General features: G+C 49.1%; 11 protein-coding genes. 5 read left to right on the top strand and 6 right to left on the bottom strand.

Features of this window, described 5'->3' with window-relative positions; all coding sequences use genetic code 11:
- Window positions 1-74 precede the first annotated feature (74 nt).
- Complete coding sequence (locus QNM19_RS23375) at window positions 75-2,717, top strand: sensor domain-containing protein (protein ID WP_082225339.1); 2,643 nt, start codon at window positions 75-77, stop codon at window positions 2,715-2,717.
- Here QNM19_RS23375 and QNM19_RS23370 read toward each other — a convergent pair whose 3' ends face one another.
- Together QNM19_RS23370 and QNM19_RS23365 are read right to left on the bottom strand one after the other, a co-directional pair.
- Window positions 2,718-3,503 (bottom strand): tetratricopeptide repeat protein, encoded by a 786-nt coding sequence (locus tag QNM19_RS23370; protein ID WP_049863468.1) that lies wholly within the window; start codon window positions 3,501-3,503, stop codon window positions 2,718-2,720.
- An 81-nt stretch (window positions 3,504-3,584) separates the two neighbouring features.
- Window positions 3,585-5,018 carry a M28 family peptidase gene (locus tag QNM19_RS23365; protein ID WP_284027274.1) on the bottom strand — a complete coding sequence of 478 codons (1,434 nt, stop codon included), beginning with the start codon at window positions 5,016-5,018 and terminating at the stop codon, window positions 3,585-3,587.
- Window positions 5,019-5,173: 155 nt separating this feature from the next.
- On the opposite strand from QNM19_RS23365, the gene dbpA reads away from it, so the two are divergent.
- Complete coding sequence (gene dbpA / locus QNM19_RS23360; protein WP_082225341.1) at window positions 5,174-6,559, top strand: ATP-dependent RNA helicase DbpA; 1,386 nt, start codon at window positions 5,174-5,176, stop codon at window positions 6,557-6,559.
- Between the two features lie 141 nt (window positions 6,560-6,700).
- Here the strand turns inward: dbpA and QNM19_RS23355 are convergent, their stop codons facing one another.
- On the bottom strand, window positions 6,701-7,279 hold the full coding sequence (locus tag QNM19_RS23355; protein WP_049863470.1) for a DNA-J related domain-containing protein: 579 nt from the start codon (window positions 7,277-7,279) through the stop codon (window positions 6,701-6,703).
- A gap of 86 nt (window positions 7,280-7,365) precedes the next feature.
- Between QNM19_RS23355 and QNM19_RS23350 the strand changes: the two genes are divergently transcribed.
- A complete protein-coding gene (locus QNM19_RS23350; RefSeq protein ID WP_284027273.1) occupies window positions 7,366-10,227 on the top strand; it encodes an ATP-binding protein in 2,862 nt (953 codons plus the stop codon).
- On the opposite strand, the gene QNM19_RS23345 is transcribed toward QNM19_RS23350, so the two are convergent.
- The 3 genes from QNM19_RS23345 to trxA all read right to left on the bottom strand — a co-directional run bounded on the left by QNM19_RS23345 (window position 10,204) and on the right by trxA (window position 13,512).
- Window positions 10,204-11,490, bottom strand: coding sequence for a methyl-accepting chemotaxis protein (locus QNM19_RS23345; RefSeq protein WP_049863474.1), 1,287 nt, complete (start codon window positions 11,488-11,490; stop codon window positions 10,204-10,206). The genes QNM19_RS23350 and QNM19_RS23345 overlap by 24 nt on opposite strands.
- Before the next feature lie 215 nt (window positions 11,491-11,705).
- On the bottom strand, window positions 11,706-12,965 hold the full coding sequence (gene rho, locus QNM19_RS23340) for a transcription termination factor Rho (RefSeq protein ID WP_010387091.1): 1,260 nt from the start codon (window positions 12,963-12,965) through the stop codon (window positions 11,706-11,708).
- Window positions 12,966-13,185: 220 nt separating this feature from the next.
- On the bottom strand, window positions 13,186-13,512 hold the full coding sequence (gene trxA, locus QNM19_RS23335; protein WP_010387092.1) for a thioredoxin TrxA: 327 nt from the start codon (window positions 13,510-13,512) through the stop codon (window positions 13,186-13,188).
- A 91-nt stretch (window positions 13,513-13,603) separates the two neighbouring features.
- Here trxA and rhlB point away from each other — a divergent pair, with 91 nt between their 5' ends.
- Both rhlB and gppA read left to right on the top strand, forming a co-directional pair.
- On the top strand, window positions 13,604-14,890 hold the full coding sequence (rhlB, locus tag QNM19_RS23330) for an ATP-dependent RNA helicase RhlB (protein WP_049863475.1): 1,287 nt from the start codon (window positions 13,604-13,606) through the stop codon (window positions 14,888-14,890).
- Window positions 14,891-14,928: 38 nt separating this feature from the next.
- Window positions 14,929-16,431 carry a guanosine-5'-triphosphate,3'-diphosphate diphosphatase gene (gppA, locus tag QNM19_RS23325; protein WP_049863476.1) on the top strand — a complete coding sequence of 501 codons (1,503 nt, stop codon included), beginning with the start codon at window positions 14,929-14,931 and terminating at the stop codon, window positions 16,429-16,431.
- The last annotated feature ends 187 nt before the right edge of the window (window positions 16,432-16,618 follow it).

The raw sequence follows: 16,618 nt of genomic DNA, 5'->3' as shown, positions 1-16,618 counted from the left end.
AACCGGGTATATATCTTTGCTTTTGGCTTTCAGTTATAGTCAGTTGCATTGCGCAGTATTTGATTGGAGGCGGCTTGAAGATAACAACCATAATAGCCAGCTCATGTATTGCCATTCTGGCCTTATTTTGTTCCGCTGCGAGTAGTGCAAGCGCGCAGCCATTTTTGCCTGTGAGTGCGTTTGAACAGCACAGTGCTGTGATGTTACTCATTGAGCCCAAAAGCGGTAACATCGTCCAGGCGAATGAGGCTGCGGCGCAGTTCTATGGCTACTCTCAGGCCCGCCTGGAAACCATGCAGATCCAGCAGATCAATCAGTTTACACCCCAGCAGGTTGAGCAGGAGAGAATGTCAGCGCTCAGCGAAGGGCGTAATTATTTTATCTTTCAGCATCAGCTTGCCAGCCAGGAAATTAGAACCGTGAGCGTGTATTCTGCCCCGTTTAGCAATGAACAGGGACAGCCACTGTTGTTGTCAGTGATCCAGGATATCAGTGCACAACGCAGTTTGGAGCGCGACCTGTGGCATTACCAGTCTAACCTTGAGCAGCAAGTCGCCTTGCAAACCGCCGAATTGAAAGAGGCGAATACGGTGCAGTTGATCCTGCTTGGCAGTGTGATTGCGATTCTCGGCGGTTCTATTTTGGTGCTAGTGTTGTTTACCTTGCGCTTGCGCCGCGCCAAACGTCGTACCGAACTACAGAAAAACCGCTTCAGTGCCATTTTTAATGCCATTGGGGATTATCTTATCTATACCAATTCCAGCAATGTGGTGGCCTCGGCTAACCAAGCAGCGCGGCGAGACTTAGGTAGCATTCAGGGTCGCCCAATGGCGCTTATTCTGGAGGATTGTCACTGTCTGGATAACCTGGGTGCTGAGCCGGTGGAATGTCAGGTTATACTGGCAGGTAAGCGGCGCGATGTTGAGATCAGTAAAACCCCAGTGCTGGACAATGCGGGCGCGGAGACGGGATCGATTTATTTGATCCAGGACATCAGCAAGCGTCTTGCGGGCGAAAAAGAACAGCGCCTGGCCAGCACGGTATTTGCGACAACCAGCGAAGGGGTGTTGGTGTCGAATCGTGACAATCAGATCCAGATGGTGAATCAGGCTTTTACCGACATTACGGGATTCTCGGCAGCAGAGGTGCTGGGCAATACACCGTCCATATTCAATTCAGGCCGGCATGATGCGGCCTATTTTGCTCAGCTATATGATGCTCTGACCTCGCGTGGACACTGGGAAGGCGAGATCTGGAATAAACGCAAAAATGGTGAGGTTTATCCAAGCTGGCTGCAAGTGTCAGCAGTGTTTGATGCCGCGGGCGAAATCGACATGTATGTGGCACTGTTTAATGACATTACGTCACGTAAGCGCAATGAACAGCTGATGTGGCAGCAGGCCAACTTTGACAATCTTACCGGGCTGGCAAATCGTCACCATTACCACACCAAGTTTGATTTGGCGCTGGCGCAGGCTAAACAAAAGCAAACCCGTCTGGCGGTGTGCTTTATCGACCTGGATCGCTTCAAAGCCGTGAATGATACGCTGGGCCACCATATTGGTGACCAATTATTGATTGAAGCGGCCAATCGGATCCGCGAGTGCACCCGTAATTCGGATACCGTTGCGCGATTAGGTGGTGATGAATTTGCGCTGCTGTTGCCCGACATGGCAAAGATCAGTGATATGGAAAAATTGGCGACCAAGGTACTACATACGCTGAGTGAACCGTTTTTTCTGGAAGGCCATGAAGCGTTTGTGTCTGGCAGTATGGGGATCACCTTCTACCCCGATGATGGCGCAGATCGCAAAGTGTTGCTCAGAAATGCCGACAGCGCCATGTATAAAGCAAAAGAGCATGGTCGTAATTGTTTTCAGTTCTTCACCTCTGCGATGCATGAGCATGCAAAAGCACGCAGTGCGCTGGAAGGAGCGTTGCACCGCGCGCTGACAAATCGTGAGCTTTATCTGGCGTACCAGCCGATCGTCGGGCAGAAACGACTGGGTTGTGAAGCCTTATTGCGTTGGCATAATCCGCAGCTGGGGTTGGTGTCGCCAGCTGATTTTATCCCCATCTGCGAAGAGCTGGGATTGATCATCACTATCGGTGAATGGGTGTTGTATCAGGCTTGTGCGCAGGCTAAATCCTGGATCACGCAAACGGGTCAGCCCTTATTTGTTTCTGTGAATGTGTCGAGTACGCAATTTAAGCGACAGGACATTGCCAGTCTGGTTGCCAAGGTACTCAAAGAAACCGGGTTAGCGGCCGATGCGCTGACACTGGAGATCACTGAAACCGTATTGGCGGACAACTCAGGTCATATTCAGCGACAGCTGGAGAGCTTGCGTGGGATGGGCGTCGGCCTGGCCATTGATGACTTCGGGACGGGCTATTCGTCATTGAGCTATCTCAAACGTTTCCCGCTGTCCAAATTGAAAATTGATCGCGCCTTTATTCGGGATCTGCCTGAGGATGAGGAAGACCGAGCCCTGGTGAGTGCGATTATCTCCATGGCCGGACAGCTTAATCTGACAGTGATTGCGGAGGGGGTTGAAACCCAGGCCCAGCTGGCGTTTTTACAGTCGCTCGGGTGTGATTACACACAAGGCTTCCTGCATGCGAAACCCGCTGATGCGGCACAATTTGAAGCCTTTATACATAGCTATGCGGAGCAGTCTGACGGAGAGTCTAAGCAGGTAACTGTGGCGCGCTAGCTAGTCACACACCTTATTATCAGGACAAAGCTCGCTGAGCAGAGTGTGTGCTTTGACGTTGCCCTTTGCAGCGGCCTGACGCAGTAATTCGATTGCCCGCTTAGGGTCTGCCTCCCCCCCTTCGCCACCAAGTAGCATGGTTGCGAGATTATACTGCCCCCAGTGATCATCCTGTTGCGCTGAAAGAGCAAAGGCCTCACGTGCCTGCTGCAGTTCACCCATTTGATAGTGCGCTATGCCGCGTTGGTTGTCGGGTGAGAGCCGGTGTTTGGCTGTTGGTGTATGCAGGTGTGGTATCACTCTGGGTTTGACTATCCCACCCATGACATAAATGTCATTGGGGCGGTGGATAGCGTAGATCGCACCTTGCTCAAAATAGTCTGTCAGTTCAGCGCGAGGCCATTGCAGTGTTGCGGTATCAAAATAATTGTCCAGCATCAGGTTATCTAACTGGATCGCCCGTTTTACATCCCGTTTGCGTCCGTAGGTATATCGCCCTTGTTTGACTGTGATTGTGTCGTCGGCTGTCGCCACAACCTGAGTGATCCGAAATTGGGCCTGGTAGACTCGTTGTGTGTCAAAGCGACCCAAATCAATCAAAATCAGGTCATCTGTTTTGGGCTCGAGTAACAGACGCTGAAACTGCGCTGTTTGCTGGGTATGCTGGAGCCAAAAATACCCGATAATGCTCAGTATGGCCGCAATCATTAACACGTTTTTAAAGCGGATGAGAAAGCGGGAGATCAGGTCGTGGGATGTAAACAGACTGGCGGTGAGTTTATCCATGTGCATTCCTTGGTTGGGATGAGGCACCGGCCAATTCAGTCCGGTGCCTGTGAGGAAATTACTTACTGAATCATACAGGCATTATTTGCCTTGCATCGATGTTTTCCCATTCGCAGCCATGAGGGCAAAGACGGCATAGGCTGCGGTATTTTGCTTAAGTTTTTCCGGATCTACTTTATCCAGCGTATCGTCGGCCGTGTGATGATAATCAAAATAGTCTGTGCCATCCTGATGCAGATCGAAAATGGGCGCAGACGTCATGTTATTTAACGGGATCAGGTCTGGACCGCCACGCGCGCGGTTAGCGCCAATATAGGTAATGCCGAGCGGCTTAAGTTGTTCTGCAATGGCACGCACCAGCGGCAGAGACGCTGCATTTACTTTTGACTCGAACGCATAGACCACATCAGCGCCAAAGTCTGACTCAGCGGCGGCTACAATCTGCGCCAGTTTGTCTTCATGGCGTTTAAAGTAGGCTTTTGCACCCCACAATCCAAGCTCTTCCGCGGCAAACAGGACTACCCGGATACTGCGCTTGGGGCGAGTCACTGACGCAATGTGTTTGGCCGCTGCCATGGTCAGCGCCATGCCTGCGCCGTCATCCAGTGCGCCTGTCCCAAGGTCCCAGGAGTCATGATGGCTGCCGAGCAGCACGTATTGCTCAGGAAACTCTGAACCTGTGATTTCGCCGATCACGTTAAAGCTGGTCCCTTCGCCCAGATCTTCGGTTTGAATATTAATTTCGACCTGAGGGGTGTGGCCATGCTTGAGCAGACGCGCGATTTGGTCGGCGTCCGGGTTTGCAATGGCGGTCGCCGGGATTTTTGTAACCTGCTCATCGTAGTGACTACCGCCAGTGTGAGCAAAACGATGATGGGCAGTACTGACCGAACGCATCATGTAAGCAATCGCCCCTTTTTTCGCCGCTTCTACCGCACCTTTATTGCGTGCCTGAACCGCCGGGCCGTAGCCGTTGCCATCGATGTCCCGATTCATTCGGTAGTTGATGAAGGCAATTTTACCTTTCAGGCTACCCACAGGTGCGGCTTTTAGTTCATCAAATGTTTCAAACAGCACGACCTCACCACGTAGCCCTTGTTGTGGGGTACTGATACTGTTGCCCAGCGCTGTGATATGCAGCGGTTGCTCACTAGGCGCAATCAACTTGGCCGATTCATGATAGCGGCGCCATTCAGGGAAAGTCGCAGCTTCTAGCCAGACTTTATCAAAGCCCAAACGATTAAACTGTTTCTCAGCCCAGGCCACGGTCAATTTGTCGTTTTCTGTGCCGGGCAGGCGTGGGCCAATTTCTGTGGTGAGCGATTCCAGTAACTGCCAGCTTAAGTCGCTCTGACTTGCCAGTGTGCGCACTTTAGCGACGTCTTCGAGTTGTTTTTGCGTGAGTTCATCAGAGTGACTCACAAAACTGGCGGTTAACGCACACAGTGGTAATAGCCAGTGTTTGGCGGCGCTGGTTAGCCTGCCAAAAGGCGCAAAGCGTATTCTCTGATCCATAGTAACCCTTGGTAATTTACATCACTGGAGATTGTCGCAACAATTGGCGTTAAATTAAACTGTTTCGGGGTGAATGGGCGTTTTTGCTTACTGAAGTGACGGCGCTATGTGGGATTTGCTAAACTTGGCAGATTGAATTCATCCGAGGTAACAGTGTGACTCAGTCGTTTAATCAAGTGTCGTTGACCCGGCAGCTTCAAAGTGGTTTACAGCAAGCCGGTTTTACTACCATGACGCCCATCCAGGCGCAGGCATTGCCCGCCATTATTGCCCGCCAGGATGTGATTGCGCAGGCAAAAACCGGGTCGGGTAAAACACTGGCATTTAGCCTTGGCTTACTGAATAAATTGGTGGCCGAAGAGCAGGTGATCCAGAGTTTAGTATTGGCGCCGACCCGAGAGCTGGCGCAGCAGGTGGCTACTGAGATCCGCAAGCTGGCGCGTAGTATGCAAAATATCAAAGTACTGACCGTGTGTGGTGGTGAGCCTATCGGGCCCCAGATCAGTTCACTGGAGCATGGTGCGCACGTGGTGGTTGGCACCCCTGGGCGGATTGAAGAACATTTGTATAAAGGCACACTCGACCTGACCCAGGTGCAGACCTGGGTATTGGATGAAGCCGATCAGATGCTGGCCATGGGGTTTGTCGAAGCGCTGGAAAATATCGCGATATATCTGCCACCAGAGCGCCAGACCTTGATGTTCAGTGCCACTTATCAGAAAGACATCGAAGCGCTGACACAGCAGTTTATGCGTGAACCTGTGATGGTGAAAGGGGAAGAAGAAGCCCTGAACAGGCAGATTAAGCAGCAGTTTTTTGCACTCAAAAATAACAAGCTGAGGTTCAATACACTGCGCCTGTTGCTCCAGCATTACAAACCGGTCAGCTGTATTGCTTTTTGTAACACCAAAGTGGAAACAAAAAAGCTGTACAGTGAACTCAAGGGCAGTGGTGTTAACGTTGTGACCTTACACGGCGACCTGGACCAGGCTGAGCGGGTCCGTTCGCTGATCCGCTTTGCCAATAAAAGTGCATCGGTATTGGTTGCCACAGATGTCGCCGCCCGGGGCCTGGATATAGAAGATGTTGATATGGTGATCAACTACCATATGGCTCTGGATCCGCAAACCCATGTACACCGGGTCGGCCGAACCGGACGGGGTGGTAAAAAAGGCCTAGCTTGCTCTTTGTATGGTGAAAATGAAGCGTTTAAAGTCGCTAAATTGGGCGAAATTTATGAGCAAACCTTTGAGCCGGTGACTCCGCCGCCACTGAGCCTGCTCGACAAACCTGTGTTTAAGCCTCCGATGGTGACGTTGCAGGTCGATGGCGGCAAGAAAGATAAACTTCGTGCCGGTGATATCGTCGGTTGTCTGACTTCTGAACAAGGGGTTGGTGCCAGCCTGATTGGTCATATCGATGTGCTGGACCATCAGGCGTTTGTCGCAGTGGCCCGAGAAGGCGTGAAACCTGCGCTGAGGAAGTTGCAGGAAAGCAAGCTTAAGGGACGTAAATTTAAAGCGAAGCGGATGAGCCTGTGAGGCTATCAATCCCCCGTTAATTGCTAAGCAATTTGAGGAGAAGTCTGGCGGTAACAGGGCTAAAAACGGTTAATTCTGCGGCGCTGAATAGCAAGATGATTACCGTGTACCCGCTAAGATTCTCCCGACTGATGCGGAGCGCTATGACTCTTCTGCTGTCGCAAAGTGTTTGAGTTGTTCATATTCGTTCTGGAGCTGCTGAAATGCGCAGTGATTACCCTGTTGATCCGGGTGAGCTGCAAATGCCAGTGCGCGCCAGCGCTTGCTGAGTTGGCGTCGACAATATGGGTTGGGTAGCTGCCATTTTGCAATTAACTCCGCGTGTTGCTGCGGCGCCAGTTGCGGTAATTTGAGATAGCGTTGCCAGAACTGATCAAGTAACGCTATCACGTCGTCCTTACTGGTATCATAATTGCGCCAATCTAAATAATAGTCTCTGAGCGGGTCGTGTGTTTGCAAGGCGGATTGGGTCGATTGCTCATTCAGGCGGATATCCATGGCCTCGACCTGAAGGTAGTAACCTTGCTCCGCCATCTCTTGTTGTAGCTGATACAGTGCGTTCATCAACAGAAAATTGCGTTTAAAAAGGTCCTTGTCTGGATCATTATCTAGTTTCGGCAATCCAAATTCAGCATCCAGGGCTGCGGCCAGTCGATGTAGTTGGGTCGCACGCTCACGGGTGATTATTCTAAAAGTGGCATCAAGGAGAGGGTTCAACATTGTTCCGCCTGTAAACATAGTGTATCTTCTTTGTTCAATTCTTATTTTTTGACACGTCTATTGCAAGTAATACGGGGCAGACAGGGATGACAAAGGGGTTAAAGTGGGCTGTGACCACGGTGTTACTGGTGGGGATCTGGTCGGCGCAAGGCCATGCTGAGACATCTGCCGCCAAACCTGCGATTACATCACAAATTGAGGCATTATCAGATCTGCCCAACTGGCAGGAGCAGGTGCTTAGTGCTGAACGCTTGCTGCAGGTCACTGAATTAAGTCCGCAACACCGTGCAGCGACCCTTAAGGCCATAGGTAAAATTGCACTGGAAAGCACGCGCTATGAGATGGCGATCCGTTATTTTGAGCAACTGGAGTCTTTTAGTCGCGATGAGGGATTGTCTGACAGTTTGTATTATGCGCTTAAAATGCAGGGGATCAGTGCGTTTTATCAGGGTGATTATGCTGCATCTGTGGTTGATTATCAGCAGGCGCTCGCCGTTGCAGAACAAAGAAATAACCCCATTGAGCGCGCAGACATTCACAATAATCTGGGTATGTCATTTATCCAGATCCATGACTTAGAAGCCTCTTTGGAGCAGTACCTGGCCGCATACATGTTGTATGAACAGCATGGTAATGAGCAGGACAGGGCAGACATGTTGCTGAATCTTGCTGGCGTTTATATTCGTCAGTTTCGCTATGACAAAGCAGAAGAGCTACTCAAGCGTGCAAAGACGTTATTTGAGGGGCTTGAAGATCATTATGGTGTGGCGTTGGTACAGGGTAACCTGGGCGTTATTTATACCGAGTCAAATCGCCCAGAGCTGGCCCGAGAAGCTGTGAAAGCAGCGGTTGATTACTACCACAGTATTAATGATACACGTCACCTGGCGTTTGAATATGTCAACATGGCGAAACTGAGCTTGTTGATCCGCGATTACACCGCAGCGGAGCAGGAGGTCAATTTTGCCATGTACTACGCTGAAAAAGCCGATAATCAGGCTGGGGTAATGCATGCCTTGCATCCGATGGCCAGGTTGCAGCTGATGCGTGATGATATCGCCGGTGCGGAAGCCAGTATTGATCAGGGACTCATGCTGACCCGAAAGCTGGGAGATAGGCTCAGGGAGCGTGAGTTTTTACATTTACTGGCGCTGGTTCAAGCGGCAACAGGCAAAATGCAGTCTGCGGCTGAAACGCTCGATTATTATCGGGACTTGCAATTCTCGTTGCTGAATGAGGGGCTCATTACGCGCCTCAATAAATACCAGAGTCAGTTTGAAGAAAGTCAATTAAGCCAGGAACTGGCGCAAATGAAGCAAGCGCAGGAGCTGCAACGACTGCAGGACGAACAACGTAATCAACTACTGTGGATGAGTGGACTGATCTTGTGTCTGGCGCTGATCTCTGTGTTTGCTTTTTACCATCGCGCGACCGAGCGACGGGCAAAAATTGAGCTCAGTAAAAAAGTTGCGCAGCGAACGGCACAGTTACAGCAAAGCGCCGATGAGCTGCGCAATGCCAATCAGGTAAAAAGTCAGTTTTTGGCCAATATCAGCCATGAAATTCGCACGCCGCTGACTGCAATTTTAGGCCATGCCGAAAGTTTGCAGCAGGATTACATGCACGATGCTCATCTTATGTCGTCACTGGCCGTTGTGACACGGCAGGGCAATCATCTCAAAGACCTTATCAGCGATGTATTAGACCTGAGTAAAATAGAGGCGCAGCGACTGGAACTGGAGTACACCGAATTTACCATAGAGAATTTACTGGCTGATGTCTGCGATATGTTCCAGCGCCCCTGTATGGAAAAGTCACTTGCTTTGTTGGTAGAAAACGATTTGCCAGTGCCCTATTTGGTTCGGCTCGACTATGTGCGTCTGAAACAGATATTAATTAATTTACTCAGCAATGCGGTTAAGTTTACCCAGCACGGACAGGTAGAGCTGATTATTCGCCAGTATGAGGATGGCCTTACGTTTATCGTTCAGGACAGTGGCATTGGCATGTCGCCATCTCAGGTGGCCAGGATATTTGAATGCTTCCAACAGGGAGATAATAGTATCACGCGTCGATTTGGCGGCTCTGGGTTAGGGCTTAGTCTGTCACAGCATTTGGCTAAGATGATGGGGGGGGAGATTTCAGTGCACAGTGAAGTCGAGAAAGGGAGCCAGTTTAAGCTGGTTGTTCCCTGTGCCCGCCTGAGTCATACCAAGGAAACCGATTGCCTTAATGAGGTGCAGCCCATTCCCTCCCAGCTTCCCGATTCACGTTTGTCCGGTACAGTATTACTGGCGGAAGATCATGATGACAACCGAGTGCTTATCACTCGTTTGCTGGAAAAAATGGGTCTGGAAGTCGATGCCGTCAGTAACGGCAGGCAAGCTGTAGAGCGCTGTCTCAGCGCGTATCCCGATGTGGTGCTGATGGACATTCAGATGCCCAAAATGGATGGTTTGGAAGCGTTACAACTATTACGACAGGCTGGCTTTGAAGGTGAGGTTTATGCACTGACAGCAAACGTGATGGAGCACGAAATTAAAGGCTATCTGGCTCAGGGGTTCAGTGGCCATCTTAGTAAACCGATCAACAGTGATGTGCTATATCAAACGCTTGCTCAGTCCTTGCAGCGCACCAATGCGGCTCAGGCACTGGATTTGTCGATAGATATGAGCGATCTCAAACAGAGTTTTGCACAGACCCTGGAACAGGAAAGGTACAAGCTAATTGATCTGTGGCAGGAGCAGGACTGGCAGGCATTACAGCATCACTGTCATAAATTAAATGGGGCGGCGAGTATGTTCGAGTTTGTGCATATTGCAGATATTGCCTCACAGTTTGAAGCGGCGCTGAAGCAGGAGCAAACGGCACTTTATCAGGATTTGTTTCTGATCCTGTGTGATGAACTCAAAGTGTGCAGTTACTCAGAACAGCTCGATGTCTCCTAATTTACTGTGTTCCTCAGCTTGGGGGCTGTGAGGCTTATTGGAGACCGCGTTCGTATCGGCATCACTGTTATAGCGACTGGTATCGGTTCTATGAGACATATCTGGATGTGGTCGCTCTGCCGTAAACATAGACAATTTCTCATGAATACATTCGGCCAGATTGATCAGATCACTGCTCGACACCGCCTGAATTTTTGACGCAGACAGGGCATCTGAATTGAGTTCAACCATAGACTCTATGCTGGATTGCGCTTCATCAGAGACAGTTTTCTGTTGGCTTACCTGGTCATGGATGCTGTGTGACATGGCGTTTATATCTATCATGGCCCGCTCTATCTGATCGACTTCTTTCGTTGAGGCTTCTGATAAACTGACCGTTTTATCGGTTTCTTCCAGCGCAGTTAACATCAGGGCGTGTGCACTGTCTGTACCGGCCTGGATTTTATTGACCATGTTGCGCACTTCTTGTGTCGACTGACTGGTACGTGCTGCAAGACTGCGTACTTCATCGGCTACCACGGCGAACCCCCGACCTTGTTCACCCGCTCTTGCGGCCTCAATGGCGGCATTCAGGGCCAGTAAGTTGGTTTGATCGGCAATAGCATTGATCACATCAATCACGGAGCTAATAGCATCACTGTCTGTTTTTAATGTGGCTATTTGTTCGCTGGTTGCCTGAATATTGCTTGCCAGCGTCATCAGGCTTTGCTGGCTCCTGTCGGTATCCACTCGGGTTTTCTTGACTGCTTGAGTGGCATTTTCGACGGAGCTGTAGATTTTTTCCAGGCTGTCATCCAGCTCTCTTGAAACCGTTAGCATATGGTTGATGGCCGTGGCGAGGTCTTCTCCATGGGCATGTTGGATGGTCGCCTTTTGTGTCATGGAGGCATAGGTATCACGCAGGCTATCGGCCATAGGGGTCAGCCGTGATGAAGAGGCATAGACCTCACCAATGATGTGCTCCATCATTGCCATACTGGCGTTTATGGCCAGGCAAGCTTTGGGCAGTGATTTGTCTTTTTCGTCGAAGCGAAAGGTTAGATCAATCGTGTCCTGGTGATGAAGTGCACTGACAAAACTTTGCAGGTAGGCGCCTTTTTCTTGCTTCTTATCTACCCAGAGTGTGATCAGAACAGATGAAACCAGCATCATAGCAATGAGTGAAGCGGTGGCTGTCAGAGGTAGGGAGAATATGGCTGCACAGATCAGTACGGCGGCTATGTTCACCGTAGTCACGGCCATGGCACTGGCTACTAAACGCATGGATGTGTTCTTCCTTATCAGGCTGACTAAATAACACGAGCTGTAATGCAATGCGGGCTCAGGTTGTGAGCCGAGTGCTTGGGGGAGGAGGCCTTCCCTGACATACAAACAAGTGTTTTGCACACTTCCTAATATATAGAACACCAATCAGAGAGTTCCAAGCTATGACGCCATAAAAAAAGCCTGCATAAGCAGGCTTTTTCTGAAGTAATGGGTTACTTGCGCTTCATCGAGTCAAAGAACTCGTTATTGGTTTTGCACATCGACAGCTTATCGATCAGGAACTCCATGGCATCGATTTCGCTCATCTCATGGACAATTTTGCGTAAAATCCACATCTTCTGAAGCTCATCTGGCTTAGTGAGCAGCTCTTCACGACGAGTACCTGAACGGTTAAAGTCGATCGCCGGGAAGACGCGCTTTTCAGCAATCTTACGGTTTAAGTGCAGTTCCATATTACCGGTGCCTTTAAACTCTTCGTAAATGACTTCATCCATCTTAGAGCCCGTGTCGATTAGGGCTGTGGCAATAATGGTCAGACTGCCGCCTTCTTCTACGTTACGTGCAGCACCGAAAAAGCGTTTTGGTTTGTGCAGTGCGTTGGCATCAACACCACCTGTCAGGACTTTACCTGAAGAGGGGATTACAGTGTTGTAGGCACGTGCTAGACGAGTGATTGAGTCCAGCAGGATGATGACGTCTTTCTTGTGCTCGACTAAGCGTTTCGCCTTTTCAATGACCATTTCTGCAACCTGTACGTGGCGGCTTGCTGGTTCATCAAAGGTAGAGGCAACTACTTCACCTTGCACCAGGCGCTGCATCTCTGTTACTTCTTCCGGACGCTCGTCAATCAGTAGTACCATGAGCGTTGCGTCTGGGTTGTTGTAAGAAATAGACTGCGCAATATTCTGTAGCAGCATGGTTTTACCAGCTTTAGGTGGTGCAACTATCAATGCACGCTGACCTTTACCGATAGGAGAAGCCAGGTCCAGAACTCGGGCTGTGATGTCTTCTGTACTGCCGTTACCGCGTTCCATCACCATACGTTCGTTGGCATGGATAGGCGTCAAGTTTTCGAACAAAATTTTCGTTCTGGAGTTTTCCGGCTTATCAAAGTTAACTTCATTCACTTTCAACAGTGCGAAGTAGCGCTCACCATCTTTAGGTGGGCGGATCAGACCGCTGATACTGTCACCGGTACGTAGGCTAAAGCGTCTGATCTGGCTGGGCGAAACATAAATGTCATCCGGGCCTGCCAGGTAGGAGGCTTCCGATGAGCGTAAAAAGCCGAAGCCATCCTGAAGAATTTCCAGCACGCCGCCACCATAAATGTTTTCGCCGCTTTTTGCGTGCGCTTTCAAGATGGCGAAGATGATGTCTTGTTTTCTCAGACGGGCGACGTTTTCGAGTCCCATAGACTCGGCAAGTTTTACAAGCTCATTGATTGACTTGTCTTTCAGTTCGCGTAAATGCATATTGGTGGGTTCTTTATTTAAAAGTTGTTCTCTCGTGGTACGAGGGATTGAATTGAAATTGCTTAAGGTTAGTGGCTCTATAAGTTAGCAGCTAGGGGAGCAGTCGTCCAGTCTTTATACAAATTTAATCAGGCAGTGCCAACACAGCACCACCTGTTACATTCAGACTGTGACTTATTCAGCGACCAGCGTAAGCTGATGCTGGTAATTAAGTGTTCAGTTAAATGTTGTTCTCAAGGAACTCGATCAGTTGTGTTTTAGACAACGCGCCAACTTTAGTAGCTGCAACTGCACCGTCTTTGAATAGCAGCAGAGTTGGAATACCACGAATACCAAATTTAGGTGGTGTCAGCGAGTTTTGATCGATGTTGAGCTTAGCTACAGTTGCGCGACCTTCGAACTCGTCTGCAATTTCGTCCAGGATAGGTGCAATCATTTTACATGGACCACACCATTCAGCCCAGAAATCTACCAGTACAGGGGTATCCGACTTAAGCACGTCTGCTTCGAAGCTGTCATCAGTTAATTGAATAATTTTGTCGCTCATTGCGCTCTCCGTTAGAATTAGGTCAATTATTTAATGCGTATTTAAACACTCTTGTTTCTTATTGCAAGTTTAAACGTTATGCTTAATCGCTATGACTAAGACACATTTGACCAATAAAAAATTTATCGACTTTGCTTTAGCGCCGGAAGTGGTCGCCGGTTTGACAGCGAGTGGCTTCGAATACTGTACGCCAATCCAAGCAAAGTGCATGCCCTACATTAGTGAGGGCAGAGACATTGCCGGTCAGGCTCAGACAGGTACAGGTAAAACGCTGGCGTTTTTAACTGCAACTTGTCACAGGCTGATGCAAAGCCAATCTGACGCCCAGGTTGCCGGTCAGCCACGTGCGTTAATTATGGCACCGACACGAGAGCTCGCGATCCAAATCCACAAAGACGCACAAATCATGGCGCCGGCGTGTGGGTTAAAGCTTGGTTTAGTATATGGTGGCGAAGAATACGAAAAACAACGGTCACAACTAGAAAAAGGGGTAGATATCCTCATTGGTACGACCGGACGCCTGATCGATTTCTATAAACAAGGTGCTTATAACCTTAATAATATTGAAGTTGTTGTGTTAGATGAAGCGGACCGAATGTTCGATTTGGGCTTCATCAAAGATATTCGTTATCTGTTCAATCGCATGCCGGATACACAACAGCGTCTGAACCTGCTGTTTTCTGCAACTCTGTCTTACCGTGTTCAGGAGCTAGCTTTTGAACATATGCACAACCCTATCCATGTGCAAATTGAACCGGATGTTAAAACAGGCAAACGGATCAAAGAAGAGTTGTTCCATCCCTCGCAAGAGGACAAAATTCCTTTACTCCTTACCTTGATTGAGGAAGAGTGGCCAGATAAGGCCATTGTATTTGCCAATACTAAACACAGTTGTGAAAACGTATATGAATGGCTAAAAAATGATGGGCATCGGGTTGGACTGTTAACCGGTGATGTCAATCAGAAAAAGCGTTTGTCGATTTTGTCTAAATTCACTAAGGGTGAATTGGACCTGCTGGTTGCAACCGATGTTGCAGCACGAGGTTTGCACATTCCTGAAGTGAGTCATGTACTCAATTTTGATTTGCCAGACGACTGTGAAGATTATGTGCATCGCATTGGCCGTACTGGCCGAGCAGGTGCGTCAGGGCATGCAATAAGTTTTGCCTGTGAGCAATATGCATATAACTTACATGAGATTGAAGAATACATTGACCATGCAATTCCGGTTTCACACTACGATAAGTCAGCTCTGCTAGATGATATTAAAGCGCCAGCCAGACAACAAAGGCGCAGAAATACGTCCGGTCAGCGCGGTAATCGCAGTGGTAATAACCGTCGACAAGGTAGTTACCAAAAATCGCGCCCGCGTAATTAATTGGGCGGTTTGGTAGAGGTAGATAGAGGTTAGTAAGCGTGGTTCAGAGATCTCCACATGAAAATGTGTATGCGGTGATTGATTTAGGATCAAACAGCTTCCATATGTTAATCGCAAAACATATGGCCGGTGGTGTGCATACAATTGGTCGGGTCAAACGTAAAGTGCGGCTGGCAGCTGGCTTGGATGAGCAAAATTTGCTGAGTGAAGAAGCGATGCAGCGAGGTTGGGAATGTTTATCCTTGTTCGCTGAACGACTTCAGGATATCCCGGCTAACAATATACGTATTGTGGCCACCGCAACCTTGCGCCTGGCAACCAACGCTGATGTGTTTAAGCATCAGGCCGAACAAATTCTGGGTCACCCTATTTCTATTATCAGTGGCGAAGAAGAGGCTCGGTCTATATACAAGGGCGTCGCACATACCTCAGCCTGCCAGGGTCGACAGCTTGTTGTTGATATCGGTGGCGCGAGCACCGAAATTGTCATTGGTCAGGGCTTTGAAGCACAGCTGTACCACAGTCTGAATATGGGATGTGTCACCTATTTAGAACGTTATTTCTCAGATGGTGCACTGAGTGAGGCCAATTTCTTTGCTGCAACGTCAGCAGCGCACGAGGTGGTTGCCCCTTATGCTGCGCAGTATAAATCGTCTGGCTGGGAGCTTGCAATTGGCGCATCCGGGACTGTTCAGGCCATTCAGGAAATTTTTGCGGCGCTAGGCCTGGATGAGATGTTGACGCTGGATAAGCTCCAGGCAATTCGTGCGCAAGCCATTCAGTTCGAAAGTATAGAGCAACTTGAGTTGCCCGGACTAAGTGAAGAACGCCGCTTGGTCTTTGTTTCTGGTCTGGCAATTTTGATAGCATTGTTTGAAGCATTACAGATTGAGCAAATGGGCCTTGCAGGCGGTGCTTTGCGTGAAGGCATTCTATATAGCATGATTGATCAGCTCAATCAGGCTGATATTCGCAAACGCACACTCGATGGCTTTATGTCTCGATATCATGTTGATACTGGGCAGGCGACACGCGTATTTGATATCTGTAAAATCTTTCTACAGCAGTTGAAAGCACCAATGCAGTTTGATTTTCAAAGTGCCTGTAGTTTATTGCATGCTGCTGCATCCATGCATGAGGTTGGTCTGGTCATTGACTACAAGTCTTATCATTCGCACAGTGCCTACATTTTAAAGCACACCGGCATGCCAGGTTATTCCCGAGTACAAAAGCAAATGGTGGTAACTTTAGTGGGTAACCACCGGCTCGACGTGGAAGAAGATACCTTCATCCAGTTTGGTCATCATCAGGGATTCATTGAATTACTTGTCAGGATCTTCCGGGTTGCTGTTATTTTGTCTATGCGCCGCCAGGATGATGTTTTGCCAGATCTATACATCACAGCGACTGAACCTGAAACGCTTACCCTGACTTTACCGGATGAGTGGCTGCATGGGCACCCATTGATGCGCAGTGAATTAGAGTTAGAAGCTGGGTATCAGGAAAAAGCCGGTTGGATATTGAAAATTGAGCGCGATTAAGCGCTCTTTTTGTACATAAAAGGTCTAAAAAGGTGCGTTTTGTTTGTATTTTGTCCGAACGCGCTATTTTTCTCACTTTTCTTCAAAAAAGGGGTTGCGCTGGGTTTCGATTTCCCTATAATGCGCATCCACCGACACGGGGCACAACGCTGAAAAGCAACGAGCCAGCGAGTTGGGAGTCAAATAA

The sequence above is a fragment of the Pseudoalteromonas ardens genome (assembly GCF_030125445.1).
GTDB lineage: Bacteria > Pseudomonadota > Gammaproteobacteria > Enterobacterales > Alteromonadaceae > Pseudoalteromonas > Pseudoalteromonas ardens.
The sequence above is the reverse complement of the archived record's forward strand: the minus strand, read 5'-3'. Positions and strand labels throughout refer to the sequence as shown.